General features: G+C 50.9%; 28 protein-coding genes and 2 tRNA genes. 9 read left to right on the top strand and 21 right to left on the bottom strand.

The annotated features are described in order from the left end of the window. Positions 1-405 precede the first annotated feature (405 nt). Both LUQ43_RS01430 and LUQ43_RS01425 read right to left on the bottom strand, forming a co-directional pair. Positions 406-1,023: a HEAT repeat domain-containing protein gene (locus tag LUQ43_RS01430; RefSeq protein ID WP_299963021.1), complete on the bottom strand. Its 618-nt coding sequence runs from the start codon at positions 1,021-1,023 to the stop codon at positions 406-408. Between the two features lie 91 nt (positions 1,024-1,114). Beyond that, the gene (locus tag LUQ43_RS01425) at positions 1,115-1,489 is read right to left on the bottom strand and encodes a hypothetical protein (protein ID WP_299963020.1); all 375 of its coding nucleotides are present in this window, start codon (positions 1,487-1,489) and stop codon (positions 1,115-1,117) included. Between the two features lie 13 nt (positions 1,490-1,502). On the opposite strand from LUQ43_RS01425, the gene LUQ43_RS01420 reads away from it, so the two are divergent. Together LUQ43_RS01420 and LUQ43_RS01415 are read left to right on the top strand one after the other, a co-directional pair. Further along, complete coding sequence (locus tag LUQ43_RS01420) at positions 1,503-1,673, top strand: hypothetical protein (RefSeq protein WP_299963018.1); 171 nt, start codon at positions 1,503-1,505, stop codon at positions 1,671-1,673. Positions 1,674-1,953: 280 nt separating this feature from the next. Further along, entirely contained in the window at positions 1,954-2,877 is a 924-nt protein-coding gene (locus LUQ43_RS01415) for a DUF4349 domain-containing protein (RefSeq protein ID WP_299963016.1), read from the top strand. 3 nt (positions 2,878-2,880) lie between these two features. Here the strand turns inward: LUQ43_RS01415 and LUQ43_RS01410 are convergent, their stop codons facing one another. From LUQ43_RS01410 to LUQ43_RS01400, 3 genes are all read right to left on the bottom strand, one after another. Beyond that, positions 2,881-3,507: a PH domain-containing protein gene (locus tag LUQ43_RS01410; protein WP_299963014.1), complete on the bottom strand. Its 627-nt coding sequence runs from the start codon at positions 3,505-3,507 to the stop codon at positions 2,881-2,883. Positions 3,508-3,570: 63 nt separating this feature from the next. After that, positions 3,571-5,130 (bottom strand): zinc ribbon domain-containing protein, encoded by a 1,560-nt coding sequence (locus tag LUQ43_RS01405; RefSeq protein WP_299963012.1) that lies wholly within the window; start codon positions 5,128-5,130, stop codon positions 3,571-3,573. A 110-nt stretch (positions 5,131-5,240) separates the two neighbouring features. Then, positions 5,241-5,750 carry a hypothetical protein gene (locus LUQ43_RS01400; RefSeq protein WP_299963010.1) on the bottom strand — a complete coding sequence of 170 codons (510 nt, stop codon included), beginning with the start codon at positions 5,748-5,750 and terminating at the stop codon, positions 5,241-5,243. A 39-nt stretch (positions 5,751-5,789) separates the two neighbouring features. Between LUQ43_RS01400 and LUQ43_RS01395 the strand changes: the two genes are divergently transcribed. The 5 genes from LUQ43_RS01395 (at position 5,790) to LUQ43_RS01375 (ending at position 9,491) form a co-directional block, all read left to right on the top strand. Beyond that, positions 5,790-6,434, top strand: a complete 645-nt coding sequence (locus tag LUQ43_RS01395) for a hypothetical protein (RefSeq protein WP_299963008.1) — start codon at positions 5,790-5,792, stop codon at positions 6,432-6,434. A gap of 74 nt (positions 6,435-6,508) precedes the next feature. Beyond that, a complete protein-coding gene (locus tag LUQ43_RS01390) occupies positions 6,509-6,979 on the top strand; it encodes a hypothetical protein (RefSeq protein ID WP_299963006.1) in 471 nt (156 codons plus the stop codon). Positions 6,980-7,111: 132 nt separating this feature from the next. Continuing rightward, complete coding sequence (locus LUQ43_RS01385; protein ID WP_299963004.1) at positions 7,112-7,396, top strand: hypothetical protein; 285 nt, start codon at positions 7,112-7,114, stop codon at positions 7,394-7,396. 265 nt (positions 7,397-7,661) lie between these two features. Next, positions 7,662-8,369: a hypothetical protein gene (locus LUQ43_RS01380; protein WP_299963002.1), complete on the top strand. Its 708-nt coding sequence runs from the start codon at positions 7,662-7,664 to the stop codon at positions 8,367-8,369. 300 nt (positions 8,370-8,669) lie between these two features. Next, positions 8,670-9,491: a hypothetical protein gene (locus LUQ43_RS01375; RefSeq protein ID WP_299963000.1), complete on the top strand. Its 822-nt coding sequence runs from the start codon at positions 8,670-8,672 to the stop codon at positions 9,489-9,491. A gap of 9 nt (positions 9,492-9,500) precedes the next feature. Here LUQ43_RS01375 and LUQ43_RS01370 read toward each other — a convergent pair whose 3' ends face one another. From LUQ43_RS01370 to LUQ43_RS01360, 3 genes are all read right to left on the bottom strand, one after another. Continuing rightward, complete coding sequence (locus LUQ43_RS01370; RefSeq protein ID WP_299962998.1) at positions 9,501-10,106, bottom strand: tetratricopeptide repeat protein; 606 nt, start codon at positions 10,104-10,106, stop codon at positions 9,501-9,503. 446 nt (positions 10,107-10,552) lie between these two features. Beyond that, on the bottom strand, positions 10,553-11,197 hold the full coding sequence (locus tag LUQ43_RS01365) for a DUF2441 domain-containing protein (protein ID WP_299962996.1): 645 nt from the start codon (positions 11,195-11,197) through the stop codon (positions 10,553-10,555). A gap of 64 nt (positions 11,198-11,261) precedes the next feature. Next, positions 11,262-12,545: a hypothetical protein gene (locus tag LUQ43_RS01360; protein WP_299962994.1), complete on the bottom strand. Its 1,284-nt coding sequence runs from the start codon at positions 12,543-12,545 to the stop codon at positions 11,262-11,264. A 514-nt stretch (positions 12,546-13,059) separates the two neighbouring features. Here LUQ43_RS01360 and LUQ43_RS01355 point away from each other — a divergent pair. Continuing rightward, positions 13,060-13,635 (top strand): recombinase family protein, encoded by a 576-nt coding sequence (locus LUQ43_RS01355; RefSeq protein WP_299962992.1) that lies wholly within the window; start codon positions 13,060-13,062, stop codon positions 13,633-13,635. Between the two features lie 341 nt (positions 13,636-13,976). Here LUQ43_RS01355 and LUQ43_RS01350 read toward each other — a convergent pair. From LUQ43_RS01350 to LUQ43_RS01340, 3 genes are all read right to left on the bottom strand, one after another. Continuing rightward, positions 13,977-14,049, bottom strand: a tRNA-Asp gene (locus tag LUQ43_RS01350). Between the two features lie 13 nt (positions 14,050-14,062). Further along, a tRNA-Tyr gene (locus LUQ43_RS01345) sits at positions 14,063-14,168 on the bottom strand. A gap of 195 nt (positions 14,169-14,363) precedes the next feature. Then, complete coding sequence (locus tag LUQ43_RS01340) at positions 14,364-14,972, bottom strand: uracil-DNA glycosylase family protein (RefSeq protein ID WP_299962990.1); 609 nt, start codon at positions 14,970-14,972, stop codon at positions 14,364-14,366. A 168-nt stretch (positions 14,973-15,140) separates the two neighbouring features. Here LUQ43_RS01340 and LUQ43_RS01335 point away from each other — a divergent pair, with 168 nt between their 5' ends. Continuing rightward, the gene (locus LUQ43_RS01335) at positions 15,141-16,658 is read left to right on the top strand and encodes a 2-isopropylmalate synthase (protein WP_299962988.1); all 1,518 of its coding nucleotides are present in this window, start codon (positions 15,141-15,143) and stop codon (positions 16,656-16,658) included. A gap of 274 nt (positions 16,659-16,932) precedes the next feature. Here the strand turns inward: LUQ43_RS01335 and LUQ43_RS01330 are convergent, their stop codons facing one another. The 10 genes from LUQ43_RS01330 to LUQ43_RS01285 form a co-directional block, all read right to left on the bottom strand. Continuing rightward, positions 16,933-17,295, bottom strand: a complete 363-nt coding sequence (locus tag LUQ43_RS01330; RefSeq protein ID WP_299962986.1) for a prefoldin subunit beta — start codon at positions 17,293-17,295, stop codon at positions 16,933-16,935. Between the two features lie 88 nt (positions 17,296-17,383). Next, a complete protein-coding gene (locus LUQ43_RS01325) occupies positions 17,384-17,632 on the bottom strand; it encodes a KEOPS complex subunit Pcc1 (protein WP_299962984.1) in 249 nt (82 codons plus the stop codon). A 69-nt stretch (positions 17,633-17,701) separates the two neighbouring features. Then, complete coding sequence (locus LUQ43_RS01320; RefSeq protein WP_012107386.1) at positions 17,702-17,836, bottom strand: DNA-directed RNA polymerase subunit P; 135 nt, start codon at positions 17,834-17,836, stop codon at positions 17,702-17,704. Positions 17,837-17,846: 10 nt separating this feature from the next. Then, positions 17,847-18,140, bottom strand: a complete 294-nt coding sequence (locus LUQ43_RS01315; RefSeq protein WP_299962976.1) for a 50S ribosomal protein L37ae — start codon at positions 18,138-18,140, stop codon at positions 17,847-17,849. Positions 18,141-18,183: 43 nt separating this feature from the next. Continuing rightward, positions 18,184-18,888 carry a ribosome assembly factor SBDS gene (locus LUQ43_RS01310; protein WP_299962974.1) on the bottom strand — a complete coding sequence of 235 codons (705 nt, stop codon included), beginning with the start codon at positions 18,886-18,888 and terminating at the stop codon, positions 18,184-18,186. A gap of 4 nt (positions 18,889-18,892) precedes the next feature. Further along, complete coding sequence (gene psmA, locus LUQ43_RS01305) at positions 18,893-19,615, bottom strand: archaeal proteasome endopeptidase complex subunit alpha (RefSeq protein WP_299962972.1); 723 nt, start codon at positions 19,613-19,615, stop codon at positions 18,893-18,895. Continuing rightward, entirely contained in the window at positions 19,587-20,117 is a 531-nt protein-coding gene (locus LUQ43_RS01300; RefSeq protein WP_299962970.1) for an Rpp14/Pop5 family protein, read from the bottom strand. Before LUQ43_RS01300 ends, psmA begins: the two co-directional genes overlap by 29 nt. After that, positions 20,114-20,758 (bottom strand): RNase P subunit p30 family protein, encoded by a 645-nt coding sequence (locus LUQ43_RS01295; protein ID WP_299962968.1) that lies wholly within the window; start codon positions 20,756-20,758, stop codon positions 20,114-20,116. Before LUQ43_RS01295 ends, LUQ43_RS01300 begins: the two co-directional genes overlap by 4 nt. Positions 20,759-20,790: 32 nt before the next feature. Then, positions 20,791-21,381, bottom strand: a complete 591-nt coding sequence (locus LUQ43_RS01290) for a 50S ribosomal protein L15e (RefSeq protein WP_299962966.1) — start codon at positions 21,379-21,381, stop codon at positions 20,791-20,793. Positions 21,382-21,560: 179 nt separating this feature from the next. Continuing rightward, positions 21,561-22,409: a Shedu anti-phage system protein SduA domain-containing protein gene (locus LUQ43_RS01285; protein ID WP_299962964.1), complete on the bottom strand. Its 849-nt coding sequence runs from the start codon at positions 22,407-22,409 to the stop codon at positions 21,561-21,563. Positions 22,410-22,432: the final 23 nt, after the last annotated feature.

Raw genomic sequence — 22,432 nt, 5'->3', positions numbered from 1 at the left:
CGCATCTCTCTTTTGGCATCCCCGGGTCAATACCCGCGGATCGCGACAGTGCCGGTTTCTGGTACCCGCCTTCACCCGGATCCGGAGGAGCAGGCATTCCCGCTGTGTCCCTGCCGGTATCGCCATGCGTTTCCCGCGCCGCAGATCCAGGATGTCACGGGAGACGCGTATAAAAACGCGGCTCCGGTATACAGACAGCAACGCGATCTGGTTCATACTGACGGGACATACACCCGGGTATTTGGCAGGATCACCGTTTGCAGGGAGATGTCCGGATATCGTGTAACGACGGTAATCTTACAACTGTTTTAAATAGAGTTTACCATGTTAAAAATAAGATCATTTTAGTTTATTGCATTCCAGGACGATGAGAACAGATCCCGTGCCCAGGTAAAAAAATAATGCTTATTTGAGCGCTTCGGTGATTGCTTCCTTCATCTTCGCATCCGGCTCGACAGCCAGTGCCGCATTCAGCGCTGTATTCACGTTGGTGCCGCCGATAACCCCCAGTGCCCGGACTGCCATCATCCGGACAAACCGGTTCTCATCCTTGAGAAGGATGATCAAAGGCTCGATGGTGTCTGAATCTCCCAGTTCCTTGAGCCCTTTTGCCGCCATATACCGGACATGATCCCGGTTATCCTTGAGTCCCTGGACAAGAGGCTTGACCGCTTTCTCATCAGCAATTCTTCCCAGTGCTTCGGCTGCCCGGTACCGCGTCTCCCACTTGGGCTCTTTCATTGCTTCCGCAAGCGGTTCGATTGCCGCTTTCCCGATCCGCGAGAGGGCAAGGGTGGCCTGCTCCCGCACAGACTTGTCGAAATCCGCGAGCGCCTCTATCAGCGGCTGGATTGCCCGGGGATTATGGGCCTTCCCGAGCAGGTAGGCAGCGTACTGCCGGACCTGGGGATCCGTGCTGTCCCGGAGGGCCTTGACCAGCCCCTCGAGTCCCAGTTTTTCAAGATCGCCGGCATTTTCAGGCTTCTCCGGCACATTTAATTCTGGTACATTGTCATTGGTCATAATTATCCTCATTGAGATATCGCGCGTATTGTTATATAACGTTGCAGGTCAGTCCGGTAACGTAACCGGGGCCTTCCGGCAGCGGGAATCATCAGACAGCACTCACCTGCACCACCATGACCTCAAGTGACTGGGCCATGGAGAGGACACCATGTGCCGTTGCCGGGGGAAGATCCTCGCGGATAAGTATGATCCGGTACGCATCCCGCAGGGATTTCAGGGTCGTATTGAACGCGGGCAGGGTTGCCCGTACACTACCGGTATCGCAGGTATTTTCCAGTTCATAGATCCGGGCAATCTGCCGGCACCCGGTTTCGACAAGGGTTCGGGTATGCATGCAGTTGATGCCAAGCGTACTGAGATCCGTGTTCATCTGATCGGACCGGACCAGCATGTCTTTACTCAGGTCAAGAAATTTTTTCATCTGTTCACGCTCCGGACTGAGCGTACTGACACATCGCGTCATCAGGAAAAACTCCATGGTTGTCGTGCACATCGTTTCAGAGATCCTGCCGGTGCTGGCGTCCTCCCGGGCTCATATGCTCGTCGCAGGGCTGTCACGGTTCGCGGCAATCGCCGCATGGTTCTCCGGTGCCGGGGCAATCTCATCCGGATCTCCTGTTCCTGCTGCACGGCATATCAACCCGTGAACCCTGCACTCCGCTTCCTGCCCTGTATGACAGGCTGCATCCATCGCATTTCTGATGCCCGGGGTTCCGGATGGACAGGTCTCCTGCTATGACAACTCGCACTCTATCCCATCCGTGCCCCCGGCTGATAAAATCGTAAAACCCCCGGGGTTGGATGATTGAACCCGCAGGTTATACTCTTGCTGCAGGAGAAGAGTGCACCTGTCCATCCCCCGGATAAGTGCCAAAAAATTCGCAGTATACGACGTATTATTATATCTCACACAGCGATGGACTGTGTATGAACTACAAGGTCATCGCACTTCTTGCGGTGTGCATCGCAGTCATTGCTGTTGCCGGCTGCACGGGACTTTCTGAAGGGGGATCGGTAAATACTGCCTCACAGAGCGCACGGGTAACATCCTACGACAGCGGGAACAGTATTGCTGAGGAGAAGATGTCATGGTCCGGGAGTACTGCTCCTGCCGTTGCACCCGTACCCACATCCGCATCGTATGGTGCAGGAAACACCGGTATCGAGACAAAGGTCATCAGGACTGCCAGCATCAGCCTTGAGGTCCGGGATGTTACCGGCACGGTTGAACTGCTGAAGAGTCTTGCCGCGGCGAATGGAGGGTACCTCTCTTCGACAAATATTCGCGAGGGCTACAACAACCAGCTGACCGGAACCGTCATGCTCCGGGTTCCGCAGGCTTCGTTTGACAGCACTATTGCCGGCACTAAGGCGCTCGGCACGGTGAAGTCGATCTCGACCAGCGGGGAGGACGTGACAGAAGAATACGTGGATCTCCAGGCGCAGAAGACTTCGTACACCAACCAGCTCGCGCAGTATAATGCGATCATGAAGCAGAGCACCCGGGTGGAGGATATCGTCAAGGTACAGGAACAGATCGACCGGGTGCAGACCCAGCTGGACCGGCTCAACGGGAGGCTGAGTTACCTGGATAACCGCATCGACATCTCGACAATTACCGTGTATCTCGAGGAACCCGAACCGGTTGGCGGGCAGACAGGTCATGACTTCATTGCAACCATCAATGCGGGAATTTCCGGCTTCCTTGGCATGATCGATGCGCTCATCATCCTTGCATTCACGCTTCTCCCGATCATCATCATCGGCGGGATCGGGTACTGGGGATACCGGAGATATCACCACAAAAAAGGCGCTGCACCGGATGCAGTGAGACCTGAAGAGAAAAAGTAATTTTTATTTTTTCTGTTGTTCCAGCAGCATCCGGATCTTCTTGATCTCGTCAAGGATGAGCATGCTGGTACCCGTTGATGCAAACGGGACATCCGCACGCTGCGGAGCAGCCGCTCCCGTTCCTGTGCCATCATTTTGTGAACTGCATGCACGAACAGATGCCCGCAGGATCTCCCGGAGTTCCTCTGCCTGCTCGATAGCTTCGATCCGTATCTCGGGCACGTTCTGGCCGGAGTATCCCGCGGTCTGGATGGAGATCGTGGAGATCCCAAGCCAGCGCATCACCGGCCCCTGCTTAAGGTCAAGATTGGTGATCCGGTTATAGGGCACGATGCCGGTGGTGCGGAACCAGACACCGCGGCGCCAGCGCAGCTCGTCATCATGGAGTTCATAGCCCATGGTATCGTAATAGAGCCGCGTCCAGACCGCGAAGAGGATTACCACCACGACGACCACAGCAACTATCGCTATCGTTATGAACGGGCCAGCCTCTCCAGTGAGCAGGACCGGAAGGGCAATACATGCAAAGAGAAGCGCTACAACGAGGATGAAATCAATGATGAACCACGGGATGAATGCCGTGGACGGCCTGAACGGCACATTACGGGGAAAATGATCTGAACCAGACATGATAATTCCGGACTAGTATCAGCCGGGGGTCCAAAAAAAGTATCGGGAAAAATGGAGGGATACCTACGATACCTTGGTTGTCGTAGTTGTTTTTATCGTTGCAGCCTTTGTCGTTGTTGTGGTTTTGGCGGTGGTCTTTACCGTAGTGATGGCCGCAGTTGTGTTTGTTGCCACGGTTGTCTGTGAGGTAACATTACCTGTTGTCGTTGACGCTGATACTGTTGACACTGTCTCAGGAGTACCACCAACATCTGTCGATATGCTCACTTTCCCGTATGATGCGCTGGTCGAGTCACTCTTCAGGAGTGCCCCGTCCTTGTAAATCGAGACCACGAGTTCGTGCTTGGTGGAACTGTCCTGCTTTGTGAGCGAGACCTTGATCAGACCCGAGGCATTCACAACCTCGTACAGCCGGGAACCGGAATCCTTTACGCTCTGGATATCGGAGGACATGCCATACGTGCCATCATAACTGCCGATATAATCGACCATGACCCAGACACCGGAGACCGGCACCGTGGGGGCGGTGGTTTCTTTGACCGTGATGGAGGCGACACCGGTGTTCGTCAGGGTACCTGAGGTACTGCTGCTCCCACTGGAGGATGTTCCTGACGATGACGAGCTCCCGGCAAGGACACCTGACGAAAGCATCGGGTACACCACAAGCGCACCGGCAGCGATGACGATAATGAGGATGATAACAATTACCCCGGCCATAAGTGCTTTTTTACCGGGCATGAGACCGCGCCGGGTTTTACGCTCTGGTGCCGGTTGGATTGGGGGCATGGACGGTTTCGCAGCGGCCTTCTTCCCGCCGGATGAGAAGATCCGTGAAAAGAATCCCTTCTTTACCGGTTTCTGTACAGGTTGTGCCACAGATACTGGCCGGGAAACAGGTACATGTTCCACCTTTTCCACAACAGGCTGGACGGGAGCCGGTGCAGGCGGCGCCTGAACCGGGGGGATCCGTATGGACGGGGGCGCATCGAACACGGGCTCTGCAGCCGGTGCCGGGGTGTACTGCTGGCGCGGTGCAGGCGGTTGTTGCTGTGCCTGGACGGGCGATACGATCGGTGTCCCACAACGGTTGCAGAATACCGAGCCCACGGGCACCCGGTTCCCGCACCGCGAGCAGAATACACTCGCACCGGACGGGGGAATCTCAGGCTGCCGGGCAGCAGGGGCTGGCGCCGGAGCGGGAGACACGGGGGATCTCATGGGAGTCCCGGTCTCAACAACCCGTTTCACCGGGACCCTCTGGGGTGTGGCTGCCTGGGTGCGCCGTGATGCGATACCCGCCAGGATTATGCGTACCCATTCATCCCGAATCCGGGCACGGTTTCCCCCTGCCTGGCGGGAAAATGTAAGGACCATCTGGCGGGCTTCCCCGGGACTTGCCTCAACCGAGATCGTCAGGATTGGATCCTGGACTGCGTTCTCGCCCGATTCAACATATTGTATTGCCGAAAGCGGAATTTCCCGGGTGGGAATGATTTTTTTCAGCCGATCGACAAGGATCATCCGGCTGCCGGTGAGGATACCCTCAAACGGGATCGCCTTGACAAGGATCCCCGGCGTCCTTATAAGAACCTGTTCGCCATTGTTGAGATCTGGATCGCCCATGATACCACGCTCTTAAGCCTGTTCGGTAGTGGTTGATCCTTACACGGGAAAAAGGTATTTATCACCGGGAATCGGCAAAATCCACGGGAACGCAACGGATCATGACAAAATTACCGTATAAATACAAGGGATTCCGGTAATGCTCCGTTCTTTGCAAGCACTTCCCTGAGCTGGGTTGATGCGGCCATCTGGGATTTAATCTCGGATGATATGGTGACACCGGATTCCCGTGCCCCGGGATCATCCGGCAGGCAGCCGGTCAGTTCTCCGGAAATACCCTGGTCAAAGACAGATTTGATGATGTGGTTCTGGACAAAGGTGAGCTCCGTCATCATCTGCTGGTCGGGAACCCGGGTGGCGGCAAACGTGAACCGGATCGTATCCTCGAGCGGGTGCGGGAATCCCTCGACCGAGAGTTTCAGGGAACACTCAACCTCGAACCGTTCGATCTCGACCTTCTTCACTGCCGAATGTTCGATACTCAGCATGAGTATGCGGTACGGCGGGACCATGTGGATATGATGGTCCTTATCAAGCATGGCGATGCTGGCAGCTGGCATTTTTACCTCTTCAGGATCTTCTGCGCCCGTGGTTATAGCGCTTGTGCTCGGTCTGTCCATCCACCAACATTTTAAATCCACTGTGCCATGGTGTACGATATGGAACGCGGGTACCGCACCTGGGGCCTGTTGGCCGCACTCCTGACATTCGCCTGCACCGTGTCAGCAGGATGTCTTCTGGGGATGGATTCCCCGGCATCCCTGTCTGCCACGATCCCACCGACAGAGACCAGGGTCTCGCCGGCACCGGAAAGTACTCTTGCAACCGTCATGGCTGCTGACATGGCATTCCAGCAAGCCGACCTGCCACCGGATTATATCCTCCGGGACCGGAGCGCCACCGCGTATGCCGGTATTGACAAGATATTCCGCGATCTCGGCTGGAGGCAGGGATACCGGGTCTCGTTTTACCGGCTGGATAAGGATCGGGACGACATGACCCTGATCACGCAGGACATCGGCATATATCCCCCGGAAACCGTAAAAGAGGTTTATTTCCTGGAGAAGGACCGGCGGTGTCCCCCTGAGGACAATGCGACTGACTACCAGGTTCCCTTCCCGCAGCAGGGTGACCGGAGCATGGCGTGGCGGACAACGAGGAGCGGGAGTTATGGCACGATAGTCACCTATACGGTCATATTCACGAAGAAAAATGTGTACGAGCAGATCACGCTGTCCGGCACCAGCACCGATTACGAGATTCTCAAATCGCTTGCACAGACAGCAGCCGACAGGATACAGTAACGGGATCGCACGCCCACTCTTTTTGAAATCTTTTTGTACGATCCAGCAGAATAGTACCTGCAGGACGAGTGAACATGGTTTTTTGCTGCCGGCAGTGCGGGACATGCTGCATGTATCTTGGCGATTATATCGTGATCGAACAGCAGACCGCCCCGTTCGTATTCGCATGCGAATCCGTCTCCACCGGCACACCGTTTACCGCGGAAGTGGATGAGGACAAGCGGGAGATCTTTCTCGATCACACGTTTCCGGACCAGCACCCCCATGCCTGCCGGTTTCTCCGGCCGTATGGCAGTCTCCTCCGCTGCACCATCCACCGTGACAGTCCGGCGCAATGTAAATACTACCGGTGCGTTGCGATGAAGGTCGCCGACAGCAGGGGAATACCGCTCGGCAGGGTTACCGGCGCGCTGGCGCTTCATGCGGACGATCCCGCACTCCGGACCCTGTGGGAAGAAGTTGAACGGAAACGCCCGAAATCCGATACGGAAGCCGAACCGTGGATTGCCGCATTCCTCCGGGACAAAGGATACCAGGTTGAATAGCCCGGAATATTCCGGCTGATTAGTACGGGTTTATAAGCATGGTTACTTTATCTCATACCGCATATACTATACTGGTGATCCGTTCTCCGCAATCAGGAATGGTCCGTGTTTTCGCTATCACCAGGATCTATCATGAAAGAAGCCACAATGAAATCAATCTCCTTCGCACCTCCTGATGTGTTTGTGCCCCTGCCTGTTCATCTCGACATCCTCAAGGCTGTTGCAGAAAAGCAGAGCTGCCACATCACCCAGGTTGTCCAGGCATTGCATACCGTCCACAGCGAGAGCAGTGTCCGGTCCGGTGTCAGGGTCCTCCTCTCCAAGCGGTATCTGGACGGGGGGAAGTCCAGCAGCGAGATTATTCTCCGGCTCACATCCAGGGGCCGTCTCCTGATCCAGCCGGCATCAACCAGTTGATCTCCTTTTTATTACCCGGTTCCGGGTTCATATATCCAACATTTTTCTGAGAACCGCAAAGGTACGTGAACCGACAACACAGTCTCCGGATTGTGGCGGAATACCACCCGCTATCGTTTACGGCATCCATTCCCCGGATCCTGACAGGAACGATCACGGCAGCCCACAGATTTTTTGAACCGTAAATCTTTCCGCAATAAAGAACACGTGATTTTTTTTGCAATGTTACCAAATCGTTTTACCCGTACATAATAATCGACTGTCTATGAAAGCAGTCCCTATAATCGGAATCATTTTTATTGTCATCGCCCTGATCTTCTGCGCCGGGTGCACCGGTGTGCAACGTGCACCGCCACAATCGGCAGTCGCAACAACAACCCCGACACTGGTATCGGAGACAGCAATGATTGCAACACCCGTACCCGCAGCAACAGCCTATCCGGGTACTCTTGCCCTGAACCAGCTGGCAGCCTTCGGAAAGGATGACCGGACCGGCACGGCAACAGTGTACGGCGTCAAGATCCTGCCGAATTACAGCTGGTCGGACCCCTCGTTCAACAGCGTCCACGATCAGCTGCATGCCGGTGATACGTTATTCACTACCCAGTATGGGTACAACACCCAGGAACCTTCACCGGGCAATGTATTCGTCTTCACCTATGTCAGGGTCATCGATACCGGGACAAAGGGCCTTGTTGCCCCATCCGGCAACCAGTTCCTCCTTCACTACAACGGAAAGGACTATGCATACAGTTCCATCCAGGGTGCACAGATAACCGTCGCGAACGGCCTGGGCCCCCAGTATAATTACGAGTACGAAACCGGGGGCCATATTGGGTATATTCTGCCGGGCACGAGTAACGCAAATGAAGGGTTCCTCGCATATGATGTGCCGGCCACCATTGATCTCACCAAAGCAGCGCTCGTGGGCACGCTCGATGCGGACCACCAGGCTGCGTGGGCACTGGTGTGAGGGCTGAACAGGAATCATTTTTTTCCTTTTTTCACACCGTGGGGAAGCTTCCCACGCCATAACCGGTAAAAATCATAAAATCGGTTGGAGATTTACAACAAAATCTGAATCAACCAGAATGAAAACAGTTGAAACGTTCAGAAAAATTTCCCAAAAACGGTTATACGCCCAGGTCGGAATTCGAATCCGAGTCGATTGCGTGACAGGCTCGATGATCAAGATTCAAATTGGGTTTATTTTACCCAAGAAGAATTAGACAGTTTTGTGAGATATCGTTCAAGAGGGATTAACAGAAACACAGTGAACATTATCAAGAAAGTAGGTTCGGAGATATGGGCAATACTAAACGGTGTAATCAATACAGCGACACTTGGTAATTTGTCAGACTTCTTTATCACAAAATGCAAGAGCACATCAGCCCTAGAGAAGTGTTTCAATTACACGCGCGCATTCTTCAATTACCTCTATAAACTCACGATGAATCCTAAAATTCTATCTTACCATTCTATCTTTGAAAGGCCCAAGAACAAACAGCCAATCAAGTTACTCACTTCTAGGATTATCATTCAAGAGGACATTGAGAAGGCACTGAATGCCATAGCAAATGATTCAGAGTTAACAAATGTCAAGAAACAGAACTATCAATCGTCGATACTATTTCTCTCGTATTCAGGTCAAAGAACAATAACCGCATCCAGATTAACGGTAAGCCAATTCAAGGATGCTCTTAACCATAATCCACCAGTGCTAACTGTGGAGGCAGAGCAGGATAAGATCCGAATGGCTCATTATGTTCCGTTACATCCCGTGCTTATTCCTCTTATTGAGAAGATCGTCACAGGAAAAAAGGAGGATAATTTGGTCTTTGATTATCTTGGCTTGCAGAGATGGTTTAAGCATCACCCAATTTCCATGAGTCACACAAAGGGAAACCTTCAGCAAAGAGACCTGCGCAAATTCTTCGAGCAGAAGAGCGATGAAGTTGGGTTCGTGGATGCTAATAAGAACTTTATAATGAGTCACGGAGTGAGTTCGATTAATTGGACGTCGTATAAGCAATTCTTGCCAGAGAATGTCTATAAAAGGTATATAGAGTGTTGGGAGCCGATCAAAATAATTTGAGAGAGGGTCTTATCTAGAGTTTATCTGCTTTTTGTGGATATCTATTGCCGTTTTGTATGAGACCTCCGCCTCTTTATCTCTTCCAAAATGCCGTAACAGATTTCCTCGGTTATTCCAAGCCAAAGCAAAATTTGGATTGAGGGTAATGGCTTGTTCATATGATGATAAAGCTTCATTATTCATTCCAAGATCTAATAGTGCAACTCCCCTATTATTCCACGAGTTTTCGTCGTTAGGATTTATTGAAATAGCCTTATCGTATGATGCAACCGCTTCTGCATAACGATCAAGGTTTTGTAAAGCCTCTCCTCGATAACGCCACACATCAGAATATTTTGGAGAGAGCGCAAGTGTCATATCAAAAAAAACAAGAGCTTCTTCATCATCGCCTTCATTTAATGATAAAATACCTTGATTATTCAATATCGTGATGCAGTTCGGATTGTCTAGCATAGCCATGTTAAGAAATCCGAGTCCAGAATCAGACTCACCCCTCTCAAAACAAGTTTTCGCAAAGAATATGTTAGCCTCAAATGATTTCTGCGCCTCCTCTGCACTCACCGACTTTTCTGGGATGCTGTTCAATTTTGTTAAGAGATCTCCAAAAAAACCCATGATGAAAACATCATATCAATATCCGATATACGTTTTGCTTTTTACTTGGAATGTAACTTTAATTCATAAAATGGAGTATAAAATATTGAGCTATTGCCCCTCATTTTCCAAAAACTTAAATTTGCGTGGACTTTTTCATGTGCATACAAAAAACTATACGCATAGATCAAAATTGTACTCATATATTCAACTTTACGTCAGAAAGTTGATTTTTTCTCATAATTTTGCATAGGCACTTGCTTATTATTTAGCCGACATTTGTCAAACACATTTTTTGCCATAATCCGCCGTAAATACATTATTGATACTTATTGGTTTTTTTTAACTCTGATAGTTGCATTAGTTACATTGAGTTGCATGGGCATTGCAACTAGATCTCAAGACATTTTTACGAGATAGGTTTTATAAAAATAAGTAAAAGTTGCATAATTTCATTGTATAATAACTCACTCTACTTTGTGGATTATGTAAACAGGAGGTTTCATTAGAATTTCCCATCTTGGATTATTCCCTGCCTCCCCACTCCAATATTTTCTTGCTAGGATGATGCTTCCAATCGGGCTGCCGCCCATTAATAATAAATTCATATCAACTTTGATACACTCTTCGCATTTCACAGAATAGATATCGGATTCACCATTTCCGTGTGTTTCCCGAAATGCTTTAGCTTCATTAAGTGTGCTCCAACCGAAGATCGACTGAAATCTTGAGGGGAGTTGTGGAAACTCCATTCTGCGAATAAGTTCAAATGTTAATTCAATTATCGGTATGTTATGAATGAATTGTGCAGGCCCTCTAGGGATATTACATATCTGATTGCCGATTTCAAGGCCTGTAATTTGATCACTTTTTATAAGAGATTTGTATTCGAAGACTAGACCTTTTATGATAAGTCCTTGCTCTAATAGGTATTTTTTCCCGTGTTCTGTTAATCCATTAGGGTATAAATCATTAATCAAACGGATTAAGTCATTTTTTTCAAAAAGATCTGTAACAACCCAAGATTCACAATCATCATAGTTTGAATCGCAGGTGAGTATTTTTCCAGAGGTAAGTTTTTTACTTCGATCAAGATGAAAGAATTCGTTCATTATCACTCATATTACAATTTATTTAACTAATTATGATTCTGATAATCATGCAACTTTTTATATTTCACGTCGATAAAACTGGTTGCATTGGGGTTGTAACTGTATGCAACCTTGTGCAACATTTCTCAATCTCATCTCTATTGATTAATGAGACCTTGGTCTCAGATGAGAGAAGTGTCCCGTTATATCGAAATATCCGCTCATCGGAATTATAGTCAATTCCTGGAACTTTGTTCATCAGTCCACCTTTGTATGATTTATCTGGCTGCTTGATTCCGAATAATGCTCGGAATATCGATCCTTTATTCTTGTTGCATTGGATTGCCAGTTGCGACTGTGAGATCCCTTTATTATCTGACCTGGGGATAGCAGACAATACCGTTTGTTCGTCTTTAGTGAGACCCGTACTTTGTGCCTTATCAATTGTTGACCACAAATTCGCAGCACGATCAAAATCATCCAAATCTGCAATCAGATAACGTTCCTCATTCGTGGCTCGTTGATACTGGTTTACCGCTGCGAATGCTCTGACAATATCACAGAACATAGGGAAGTTACGTCTATTCGAATAATCGTGCCATTGGATATTATCAACAAATGGGATGCTCACATTTACGAGCTCCAATTCTTTCAGATGCTTGATCATTGCGCGACAAACTAATGTCTCATGCGTTAATGATGCACGATAAGATCCCGTTCTGGCTGCATCCTTTTGCCTAGTAAACACCGCCTCATCTTGCTCTTTGCTCTCGTCGACATGCAGTTTGATACAACGATTTAAAACTTGGGGATCGAAAGATGAGCTTACGCTTGTAATCCAAAAGGACTGTCTCGGGGGTAGGCTAACCTTGCGACCCTTATTGGCCCCTTTCTGGTTAATGTCGGTATATGAATGTTCGAAAGCCTCCTGATATTGTGAAGTAGCCACCTTCAGGATGCTTTCCTCCTTTTGAGAGAAACTTTCGACATCGTCCATAAAAATAATGGAGCCAGCCTTTAGTCCATCTGTATAGAAGAGTGCCATTGCAGAACGACTGCCCTTATTAAAATACTCTTGTGGCACCAAGGATCCCATTGCCTTACATGCATCACTCTTGCCTTTTCCACTCTCACCAGATAGATCTGGTTGTAATCCATCCGTATTGGCACAGAGCGAGCAGCCGATTGTCGTTAATAAGAACTCACCTAACTCTTTATCCCCAACGTGAATCCGATTGTACTCTTTCATAATATAATCAATAGGATTTCCACCTCGGAGAATCTTCATAGCTTCTTCTTCGATACCTGAATTTGTTGACGTATGAACGTCACTAGTTTTACATGCTTTTTCGTCTATCTTTTCACTCATTTAAATCACATTATTAGATTGGATTTTTTCAACTGACAATACAAAATGAAAATAACTCAATAGCCTCCGCTACACATACCATACCTTACATCCCTCTCACCTGTGCCCTTCTAGCGACGTGGTTAAAAATAAAAGTCGATACGCGGTGCTATTGTTCGGAGATTTTACCGAAGGAAAGAGCCAAGGCTATCGAAAAATGATGTTACTTAAAACACGAACCAGAAAAATTGTCTAGGTAGTATTTGTTTTATTACAACATAAAACTATCTAATTCGCCCTTTATTTTGAGTTTAGGGGCTGTAATAGCGTAATAAGGCTCTGCTAGGAATTTCATTTTTCCTGTTGCACATTTCTATCAATCAAACATGATTCAGTGCTAATAAGTGCTTATTAGGGTCTTGTAGAGATCTACTTTTGACATTATGATGATCACAAGGGTTCGTTTGCGATAACTCATTTTTGGCCGGTAAAGCTTTATACTAAGATCTCCTTCTAGTTACTATAAGGGTGCTTTATGATAATAGGGTATGTTCGAACTTCTCTTGCTACAGAACATGAGCAAAATCAGATCCAGGAATTGTTAGCGAAAGGTGTTGAGAGAAAACACATATTCCAAGATGTTGGGATCTCTGGATCTATATCTCCGTATGAACGTAAGGGATTCCAAAAGATGATGGACTTCATCAAAGAGAATAATGCCACTCATCTTTACATCTATGAGCTTTCACGTCTAGCGAGAGATCTTACAGACACTCTTAATGTAATACGAGACTTTGACAGACTCGGTGTCTGTGTTCAATCAATTTCCCCAAACGAGACGTGGCTAAATTGTGATCCATCCATTCGCCAACTAATTATCTCTGTTATGGCGTGGTGTGCTCAACGAGAGAGGGAGAACCTTATTGAGAGGACAAAGGTTGGAATGCAAAGAGCTAGGGATGAGGGGAAACATTGCGGGAGACCCTTCAAAGAAATCGATTGGAAGTATGTTGATCTTCTTCACAAAGAGGGAATGAACTACAAGGAGATTGCTGAAAAGATCGATGTCCCATATGTGACGTTAATCAGACGTAAACAAAAGGTGATGTAATGGATTTAATCTGCCAAACGAAGGTAAAACGTATGAGTCCAAAACAGGGATATGTAGCGCCCTATGTGCAGTTCCCTTGGAGTTACGATGAATCATTGATTGGTAAGCCCATCACTATTTACAAAAACGGCAATGTTTTCTATATATCATTAGATTCTGAATCCAAGCCTAATGCATTGGACGCTTCACAAAAGGAGCAGTTTACACCAAGTTTAAACACTAGCGCTGAAAGCCCTAACTCTGATATATCTCGTGCCCTCGTAGATGCACAGAACGGTGAGTGTAAACCTAACGAAAATAAAAAAGATCCTTACTCTACTGAAGAATCCCTAAAAGGTGGACGCCCAGGTCGGAATTCGAATCCGAGTCGATTGCGTGACAGGCAATCATGATAGGCCACTACACTACCTGGGCAATTTTACAGTAATCCCGCCTCCCAGATTCGAACCGGGGACATCGCGGTAGCCGCGCAGTTGCCTGAATCGGCAAACCATACTACAGCCGCGCACTCTACCAGGCTGAGTTAAGGCGGGGCACTGCGCTACTAATGTATGGCAAGTTTCGTATTAAACGTATCGTAAGATCCCCGGCGGTTCCGGGTAAAAAATGCCTGGATTTATCGTAAGGATCGTGTCGTACCGTACGATGCGCTGATTCCTGCGGCAAAAACGGTCAGATCCGGCTTCCCCCCCGGCCTGCACCATACCGTGCCCACAGCAGCAGAGCGATCAGTGAGACTTCAGGTAACCCAGGGCGGTCCTGATGTCCTCGGCAATCATCTGCCGCTTCACCTTTTCGATATTGAAACTGTCTCCGGTATGGGTATAGGAAGGGAGAAACCGTATGCCGTTTTGGACATATTCCTGTTTGCGGATTTTATAGGTAGATCCCGGGGGTATCGGGCTTTTACCGTATTTCTCTTTACAAATATAATTCACCGCTTTGATGGCAAAATCCCCCATGCACAGGATCATCACGATATTGGGGAACTGCTCCAGTTCAGGTTTCAGAAATCGTAACGCACACTCTTTTATGGTCTTTGCAGATACGAGATACCCGGTCTTACCGCATTTGATGGCAGTCGTGAGATAGATACCCCTGCGGGTTAAATCTTCATAATTTTCAATGACAACTCCCGCGTCCTGGAATGCTGTTTTTGTTGTCTGGAAGAAGGCACCTGAACAATTCTCGTAAAAATAATCCGATCGGTTGGCAGGAGGACATTCTGAAATCATGACAATTTTTATTGTCTCGGAATCGAGGTCTGCCTGCGGGAAGATCATCTCCTTCCGTACATCAGCACAGGGATAATCGCAGGTAACGTTACTCTTTTTCATGATGTGCACCAGGACTCAATTATTGAAATTCCGCCAGGACATACCGGATGCTATCCGTATGATGGGTACGACGTGATTGATAGTCAGATCCCTCCGGAATAATTCTGGTGCAGCGATTCTTTAAATAATTCGTATGCCTAGTATGTGGTATGAGTACTCGCAAGGATTTTGCGGGGGATCGTTTTCTTCACCGATAGCCATGCTCGTGAAGAAATAACTGTTTTCGATACCACATTACGTGACGGAGAACAGACCCCTGGTATTGCATTCACCTTTGAACAGAAGATCGAAATTGCCCGCCAGCTCTCCGCAATCGGCGTACATACGATAGAGGCAGGTTTCCCTGCATCTTCGAAAGCCGAGAAAGAGACCGTAGGCGCTATCAGAAAACTCGGGCTTGAAGCGAAGACCTGCGGGCTCGCCCGCTCCGTGAAAGCCGATGTGGACACCTGCCTTGACTGCAATGTCGACATGGTCCATGTCTTCATCCCGACCTCGGATATCCAGCGGGAGAACACGATCCATAAGAGCAGAAAGGAAGTGCTTGAGATCACGGCCGATATCATCGGCCATATCCGGAAGCGCTCGGACCTCTGCATGTTCTCCGCCATGGACGCGACAAGGACGGACTGGGACTACCTGATCGAGGTGTTCCGGACCGCCGCTGACGCCGGGGCCACGATCATCAACGTGCCGGATACGGTGGGAGTCATCTCGCCGTCCGCGATGAAGACCCTGATCACGCGCATCAACAAGGACGTGAGATGCCCGATCGATGTCCACTGCCACAATGACTTCGGCCTTGCAGTGGCGAACACGATCGCTGCAGTCGAGGCCGGCGCCTCGCAGGTGCAGGTGACCGTGAACGGGATTGGCGAGCGGGCCGGCAATGCCGACCTTGCCCAGACCGTTATGATCATGGAGTCGATGTACGGGATCAGGACCGGGATCGCAAAGGAGCGCCTTGTCGAAACCTCGCGCCTCGTATCCCGGTTCTCCGGCCTCGGCATCCCTCCCATCCAGCCGGTTGTCGGTGAGAATGTCTTCTCGCATGAGAGCGGCATCCACTCGGCCGGCGTGCTCCAGAACTCGGCCACCTTCGAACCGGGCATCATGACACCGGAAATGGTGGGACACCGGCGGCGGCTGACGCTGGGGAAGCATGTAGGACATCACGCGGTCCGGCAGATGCTCGCTGACGTCCACATCACCCCGACCGATCCGCAGCTCATGGCGATCATCGAGAAGGTGAAAGCGATTGCCAACCGGGGCAAGCGGGTCACCGATGCGGACCTGTACGAGATCGCCGAGAGCGTGATGGGGATCGAGATCAACCAGAAGATCCTCGACTTAAAGGACATCGCGATCATGACCGGCAACCACGCCATCCCGACCGCCAGCGTCAGGGCCATGGTGAACGGAAAGGAGCATGTCTTCTCCGCGGTAGGGAACGGCCCGGTCGATGCAGCGCTGAACGCGATCCTCGGGATCACCCCGTCGAAACTCCAGCTCAAGGAGTTTGCCATCGAGGCGATCTCCGGCGGGTCGGACGCCATGTGCCACGTGACCATCGCGGTCGAAGACGAGCACGGGAAGATCTTTGATGCCAGCGGGACGGGGGACGACATCGTTCTTTCCTCAGTCGAAGCGCTGGTCAACGCAATCAACCTGATCAACCGGGCGTAAGCCCGGTCAGAAGCCTCACTTTTTATTCGGGTAATCCCGGCCGGGACAATGCATTTTGCAGGAACAGCCGGAAGGTCTGTATAGTCTTCCCGATTCAGGCTGCCCGCTCATGAAATCCTGCGGGATCTCTGAACGGTGCCATGTAACGGTAAACCGTTCAGCAGAACAACTCACTAATGATCGTTTTAATTGCGGGGATCAGGTATTGGAATGCCGGAGGGGTCTCGGCATACATGAGAATTTGAAATCAGGACCTGGATGGTTGAAAAAAGATTTATTCAGCGTTCGGGGCGCTCTTGCCCTCGATGGCTGACTTGATCTGGGTCTGGAGCTGTTCGAACTTACCCTGCAGCATCTTCTCCTGCTTCTCCAGGGACTTGATGCGGAGCTCGAGGGTCTCGACCTTCTCGTTGAGCTTGGCGTTGATGACCTCTTTCTTCTTCTGCATCATGACGGTGCCGACGCTCATGTACATGACCGCATCTTCGGCAGAATCGCTGATCTCTTCCTGAGCGCGCTTTGCTTCGCGCACGGCCATCTCATACTGGGCCTTCTGCTGGAGGATCGTCTGGAGCTGCTGCTGGATCTGCTGGAGCATGCCGATCTGGTTCTGGACCTTGGGTGAGATATTGTTCATAAGAAATTCCTGTAGAGAATATCGGCGCCGTATGCTAAAAAGGGTTATTCCTTTGCACCTGAAGATCGGCTCTCATGAGCGGACGGGTTCAGGACTTTTCTGCAAGATCGGTGACCTCGTCTGCCACGTTCACCAGGCGGAGGTACATGTTGAGCGCTGCACGAAGCGACGAGATATCCTGGGCAGTCACGGTCATGACAAGCAGGTCATCCCCTTCGAGCCGGCATGCCACTGCGGACCTTGGGTTCACCTCGTCGTCCAGTTCCGGCTGGAGCGACCGGTAGATACGCCCGGCATGTTCTGTCCTGAACCGGAATATCGCCTCGTGGTTATGCATAGGGTACCCTCTCCGGGGTATTGGTAAAAAAAGAAGATATAGGTTTTTCCGGGAAACGCCCGGCAGTGCTTAACGGGCTTTGAGTTCCTTGATCGCCGCGCCCCGTTCCTTGAACAGGATCCGGTGGCCACAGTAGGGACACCGGACATTGACGTCGATCTCGACTTTCTGCTTGCACCGAGCACACTTGTAGGTACTTGCCATAGATTACCGTTTATTTCTTGAGCTCATCAGCAGTACGGTCGATCGCACGCTGCGCGATCTTCATGGTGGGAGTCTGGGGCTGATAGGTACCGCCGGCGAATTTGTATCCGCACTTGCGGCATTCCCAGATACCCGTTCCCTTCCGTGCAACCGTATCCATGTCGCACTTCGGGCAGCGGTGAAGGGCGCGCGAAATCTTCTCAATTTCGCATACTCTCTTCCTGACGAACCTTCCATACCTGCAACCGAAACGGCCTGCACTGCCGGTTACTTTTCCCTTTGCTTTGAGTGTTGATTTTACCATGATGGTTACCCACCGATCTGTCTTCTTTTATTTGTCCTCTGCACTAATATACTTGATTGAGGATCTTGACCTGTCCCTCGCCCTTGGAGAGTTTGTTGACAAGGTCGTAGAATTCCCCCTGGATACCAGCGGGGATGCGCACCACGCAGACCCACGAGCCGTCTTTTAACCACTCGTCCTTCTCCATGGTGGATGCCGCGGCAATATCGCCGTATGCCTTTGCTGCCAGTTCCGGCGGGATCTTGATCGCAAGCCGGAGTTCCTCGAACCGGATCGGGAGGAGGGGGCGCAGGGCCTTGACCACTTCCTTCACCTGCTCGTCCACGTGCTTGAACGGGTCGATATTCACCCGCGCCTCTTCCATGGCCATCTCGATCCGGGCAGGCGGGTGCGGGTGGCCGGTCTGGGGGTTGACCGCATTCCGCGAGATGAACGTGATCACCTGGCGGCGTTTCTCCTCCACCATGATCTTACGCTGATCGGCCGTCAGGTGAATCTCGCCCTTCTCGATGATCCTCCGCGCAACCGCGTCGAAGTCCGTGGTGTGGAAGACCTTCATCAGCGCTTCGTCTGAGGCCCGGGTTGCCTTTGAGGCGTTGCCGAAGACATTGAGCGCTGCTACAACATCCTCGATTGCAACCGGCTGGCCCTGGCGGACCAGCGCTGCCTTGTGCGGGTCAACGAGGATCTCGAAACGCTCCCCGTAACTTTCAAGGCGTGCTACAACGGCATGGTCGAGCGGTATCATACGATCACGGCTTGAACTGTTCTACAAACGAGGCAACTTCTTCCCTGCTCATCTTCCGGAACGCCGGGTGCTCCTTGCCGATGACACCGATCTCGACCGTGTCGACATCGAACTTGCCTTCCGTTGCGGAGTGAAGCGCCTTCAGGCCCAGCAGGATTGCATCCTTGATCTCCGATTCGGGGTTGTACTCTTCCTCGAAGACCTTCATTGCCGCAGGGCGGCCGATACCAATGCTGGTTGCCTTGTATTCAAGGAGCGTGCCGGAGGGATCGGTCTCAAAGAGCCGGCTCTCCCCGTCGCTGACACCGGCGATCAGGAGCGCAGTGCCGTACGGGCGGATGCCGCCGTACTGGGTGAGGTTCTGCATGTGGTCGCAGAGCTTCTTACTGAGCGCCTCGACCTCGATCGGCTCATCGTAGGAGACGCGGTTGATCTGGCATTCCACGCGGGCCCGGTCCACGAGCGCACGGGCATCCCCGACAAGACCTGAAGAGGCGACCCCGATGTGTTCGTCGATCTTGAAGATCTTCTCAATCGAGGAGGCTTCGAGGAGTTTTGAGTTGACACGCTTGTCAACGATCAGCACAACGCCGTCCTTTGCCTTGATCCCTACTGCCGTGGTCCCGCGCTTCACGGCTTCACGGGCATACTCTACCTGGTAGAGCCGGCCGTCGGGTGAAAAGACGGTGATGGCCCGGTCATATCCCATCTGGTATTGTGGTTGCATTTAGAGTCTCCAGATCTTCTGTTGTCAGAAACAATCGGCTTGTATTTTTAAATCCCTTTTCAATCACATCAACCTTCTGACCGTCACAATGCACGGGAACGTACTCCTTCCCGCAGAACCGGTACTCCGGAACCGGTGCCTCATTGGCATTCGCAGGGGGGTTTCGTATCGCGGGCTGCATCCGGTCACGGAGGCTGTCGATGGTGCCGGATGCCGCGATGATCCGCAGGGCAATCCGGGTGTCGCGGAGCAGGGTAACCGTGGAGAGCGCGATCGAGAGCTCGCCTTCGGTCCCGCGCCGGCACCGGATTATGGCATACCTGCCTTCGACACAGATGACCGCCTGGACGATTATCGCAGCCATCGCATCGCCCCAGACAGATGTGACGGCATCCGATATTGCATAATAGAGCTCTTTTGGGTCGAGAGGGACTCCCGGGGGATCGACACGGACCAGGAGATACCGTCGCTTATCGCGAAGGGTCGGGGGCCTGACGGTCATTCCACCACCCGGACGGACGGTTCCGGCGTGGCAGTAACGATATCCACACCGGAAAACGCCTTCTCCACATCATACATATCCATGCCGACCAGGGAGCAGAGACCGCTGATCTCCCGGGAAGCGCGCAGGTCCAGCACAGAACGGGCATAACTGGAGAGCGTGAGCGGGAACTCAAACCGGCGCTGGAGCACGAGCACATCGCGGTACCGCTGGATTGCCCGCTGGCGGGTAACTCCCCGGGCCGCTATGAGAACAGACAGGTCGATATCGATCGCCACCCGGTTGTCTGCCGCCATCTTCGCCGTCACGTGATCGAAGGCATTCTTATCAGCAGCATGAACACCGCGGAGGATGTGCACCCCGCGAAGGCCGACAACGCCCCGGTTGAACCCGGCATCCCCGGCCTGCACCGATATCACGCTCGAGGGATCCTTTCCCCGCTTTACCTGATTGATGACATCCTTCATGCCGGCTTTCCGGAGGAACACACCGTTCCTGACCACGACACTGCCATAGGTTGCAGAGGGCGTGTCGATGGCAACGAGGCTGTCAAGTCCCAGCGCTGCTGCTTCCAACGCAAACCTGCGCACCGATGAATCCCCGTTCGGGAACGGGCAGACTGCTGCATCGGTGATCTTCATGAGTGTAACGTTGTGTTGAAAAAAGAATAAGGTTACTTCCCACGGTTCGCGTGGGAACGGATGCTCGGGCGGGTCTTCTCGGTTCCCTTGCCCCGGGTCATCATGCCACGGCCCTTCCGGCCTGCATAGGTCTTGCCGCGCTCTGCACGTCCCCGGTGTACCGGGTCTGCGAGCCATGCAAGGTTCTTGTCTGCACGGATGGCCGGGTGGTGCCCGTCAACGAGGATAACCTCGTAATATTTCCGCCTTCCGTCCTGCCCTACCCAGTAGGAGTTGAGGACTTCCATGTTCGGGAACTTCCTGGACGCGCGTTCCTCAGCAATGCGCTGGATGCTCTTGCCGGGAGTAAGATGTCTCTTACCCATCCGGGCGGAGCGGCGTGCACGGACGTACCGGGATGCCCTGCGGCCACCGCGGCGTACCTGGACACGTGCAACAGCAATGCCCTGCTTGGCCTTGAAGCCGAGTGTGCGTGCGCGGTCGATACGGGTCGGGTGTTCGATCCGGACAACGCTGCCCTCGCGGCGCCATTCCTGCATCCTGTTCCAGAGGAGTTCCTTGACCTCTGACTTATCAGGTCTCTTCCATGCCTCCCTGACGAAGGCGTACATCGATTTTACCATGGTAATCACCTAAGGTTCAGCCCAAAGAGGGCTACATTCCTTGTATACGGGACGCACCCGTATTCCTATATACTACGTTATGGGGGGTATTAAAGGATGCAGGCGCGGACAACTAAATCAGGAGTAACCTAATTGAGAAGCCAGTTACAAGATTTCGTTTGATTTCGAAATTTGTATCACTACTCTTCATCAACTGGTTTAATAGTTCCACACCCACCCGTTTCTTTTAGCCAAACATTCCAGTAAGGAAGTCGTTGAATTAAGAATTTTTTCCGCTTTTTCGAAATATGATTGTTTAAATTAATTGCAATATCAAGATCATGAAGACGTGAACGGCAAATTGCTAAACGGGGTTTTAAAGTGAATGTTGCCGGTACAGAGATTGTTTTGAAAGAGTAATCACCACGGTCATTTTTAATTTTCATGCAAACTAGATTATGTGCTTTAGGATTCGGATTTAACCGATCATAGGTCATTACTGTGACATCATCTTGAGCTAAAAGACTGCGTTTTGCAATAAGACCAGGTTTTACATTCGCTTCAGCTCGACGTCCGAAAATTAAGAGATAGGATGGTCTAAAATTCCTCTTCGTAGGTGTTGCCAAATCAAGTCCATACATTTTTTTAAATGCATCCAAGTTATGTGGCTCCTTAAACCACATTTTCCATTGGAGAATTTGGTCTAATGCTTGCGTTAGTCTTTCTGTCTGTTGACCAGATTCTGTCCACCAGCGTTTGTTTGGAGCTTCAATTTCTATGAGGACCGGTTCGATTGTTGCACTGTTGAGTGAAAGCCACATGAAATCAGGTTTGCGATGGTCGAATGATGGAAGTATAGGTTGCGAGATCAAACCACAAAGCCATGGATAATGTCCACTCTCGCAACCGATAAGATTGAAAGCCCCCGGTACCATTGAAGGATATTGCTCCAAAAAATGTTGCATCTCTTTTTCAGTTGGTGCCGGAGTACCATCCAGAAGTTTCTGCCATTCAGACAGTATTAATTGTTCATAATCTTTCCACTCCATTGCCGGTTCAGGAGGTGTTTCAA

Source organism: Methanoregula sp., from assembly GCF_028679125.1.
Classification (GTDB): domain Archaea; phylum Halobacteriota; class Methanomicrobia; order Methanomicrobiales; family Methanospirillaceae; genus Methanoregula.
This window is presented reverse-complemented; position numbering and strand designations above follow the sequence as displayed.

What these genes read in the sequence shown, in the direction of transcription:
- LUQ43_RS01430 (WP_299963021.1), bottom strand. Translation starts at nt 1,023, where the DNA reads ATGACCAATGACAATGTACCAGAATTAAATGTGCCGGAGAAGCCTGAA.
- LUQ43_RS01425 (WP_299963020.1), bottom strand. Translation starts at nt 1,489, where the DNA reads ATGACGCGATGTGTCAGTACGCTCAGTCCGGAGCGTGAACAGATGAAA.
- LUQ43_RS01420 (WP_299963018.1), top strand. Translation starts at nt 1,503, where the DNA reads ATGGTTGTCGTGCACATCGTTTCAGAGATCCTGCCGGTGCTGGCGTCC.
- LUQ43_RS01415 (WP_299963016.1), top strand. Translation starts at nt 1,954, where the DNA reads ATGAACTACAAGGTCATCGCACTTCTTGCGGTGTGCATCGCAGTCATT.
- LUQ43_RS01410 (WP_299963014.1), bottom strand. Translation starts at nt 3,507, where the DNA reads ATGTCTGGTTCAGATCATTTTCCCCGTAATGTGCCGTTCAGGCCGTCC.
- LUQ43_RS01405 (WP_299963012.1), bottom strand. Translation starts at nt 5,130, where the DNA reads ATGGGCGATCCAGATCTCAACAATGGCGAACAGGTTCTTATAAGGACG.
- LUQ43_RS01400 (WP_299963010.1), bottom strand. Translation starts at nt 5,750, where the DNA reads ATGGACAGACCGAGCACAAGCGCTATAACCACGGGCGCAGAAGATCCT.
- LUQ43_RS01395 (WP_299963008.1), top strand. Translation starts at nt 5,790, where the DNA reads ATGGAACGCGGGTACCGCACCTGGGGCCTGTTGGCCGCACTCCTGACA.
- LUQ43_RS01390 (WP_299963006.1), top strand. Translation starts at nt 6,509, where the DNA reads ATGGTTTTTTGCTGCCGGCAGTGCGGGACATGCTGCATGTATCTTGGC.
- LUQ43_RS01385 (WP_299963004.1), top strand. Translation starts at nt 7,112, where the DNA reads ATGAAAGAAGCCACAATGAAATCAATCTCCTTCGCACCTCCTGATGTG.
- LUQ43_RS01380 (WP_299963002.1), top strand. Translation starts at nt 7,662, where the DNA reads ATGAAAGCAGTCCCTATAATCGGAATCATTTTTATTGTCATCGCCCTG.
- LUQ43_RS01370 (WP_299962998.1), bottom strand. Translation starts at nt 10,106, where the DNA reads ATGGGTTTTTTTGGAGATCTCTTAACAAAATTGAACAGCATCCCAGAA.
- LUQ43_RS01365 (WP_299962996.1), bottom strand. Translation starts at nt 11,197, where the DNA reads ATGAACGAATTCTTTCATCTTGATCGAAGTAAAAAACTTACCTCTGGA.
- LUQ43_RS01360 (WP_299962994.1), bottom strand. Translation starts at nt 12,545, where the DNA reads ATGAGTGAAAAGATAGACGAAAAAGCATGTAAAACTAGTGACGTTCAT.
- LUQ43_RS01355 (WP_299962992.1), top strand. Translation starts at nt 13,060, where the DNA reads ATGATAATAGGGTATGTTCGAACTTCTCTTGCTACAGAACATGAGCAA.
- LUQ43_RS01340 (WP_299962990.1), bottom strand. Translation starts at nt 14,972, where the DNA reads ATGAAAAAGAGTAACGTTACCTGCGATTATCCCTGTGCTGATGTACGG.
- LUQ43_RS01330 (WP_299962986.1), bottom strand. Translation starts at nt 17,295, where the DNA reads ATGAACAATATCTCACCCAAGGTCCAGAACCAGATCGGCATGCTCCAG.
- LUQ43_RS01325 (WP_299962984.1), bottom strand. Translation starts at nt 17,632, where the DNA reads ATGCATAACCACGAGGCGATATTCCGGTTCAGGACAGAACATGCCGGG.
- LUQ43_RS01320 (WP_012107386.1), bottom strand. Translation starts at nt 17,836, where the DNA reads ATGGCAAGTACCTACAAGTGTGCTCGGTGCAAGCAGAAAGTCGAGATC.
- LUQ43_RS01315 (WP_299962976.1), bottom strand. Translation starts at nt 18,140, where the DNA reads ATGGTAAAATCAACACTCAAAGCAAAGGGAAAAGTAACCGGCAGTGCA.
- LUQ43_RS01310 (WP_299962974.1), bottom strand. Translation starts at nt 18,888, where the DNA reads ATGATACCGCTCGACCATGCCGTTGTAGCACGCCTTGAAAGTTACGGG.
- psmA (WP_299962972.1), bottom strand. Translation starts at nt 19,615, where the DNA reads ATGCAACCACAATACCAGATGGGATATGACCGGGCCATCACCGTCTTT.
- LUQ43_RS01300 (WP_299962970.1), bottom strand. Translation starts at nt 20,117, where the DNA reads ATGACCGTCAGGCCCCCGACCCTTCGCGATAAGCGACGGTATCTCCTG.
- LUQ43_RS01295 (WP_299962968.1), bottom strand. Translation starts at nt 20,758, where the DNA reads ATGAAGATCACCGATGCAGCAGTCTGCCCGTTCCCGAACGGGGATTCA.
- LUQ43_RS01290 (WP_299962966.1), bottom strand. Translation starts at nt 21,381, where the DNA reads ATGGTAAAATCGATGTACGCCTTCGTCAGGGAGGCATGGAAGAGACCT.
- LUQ43_RS01285 (WP_299962964.1), bottom strand. Translation starts at nt 22,409, where the DNA reads ATGGAGTGGAAAGATTATGAACAATTAATACTGTCTGAATGGCAGAAA.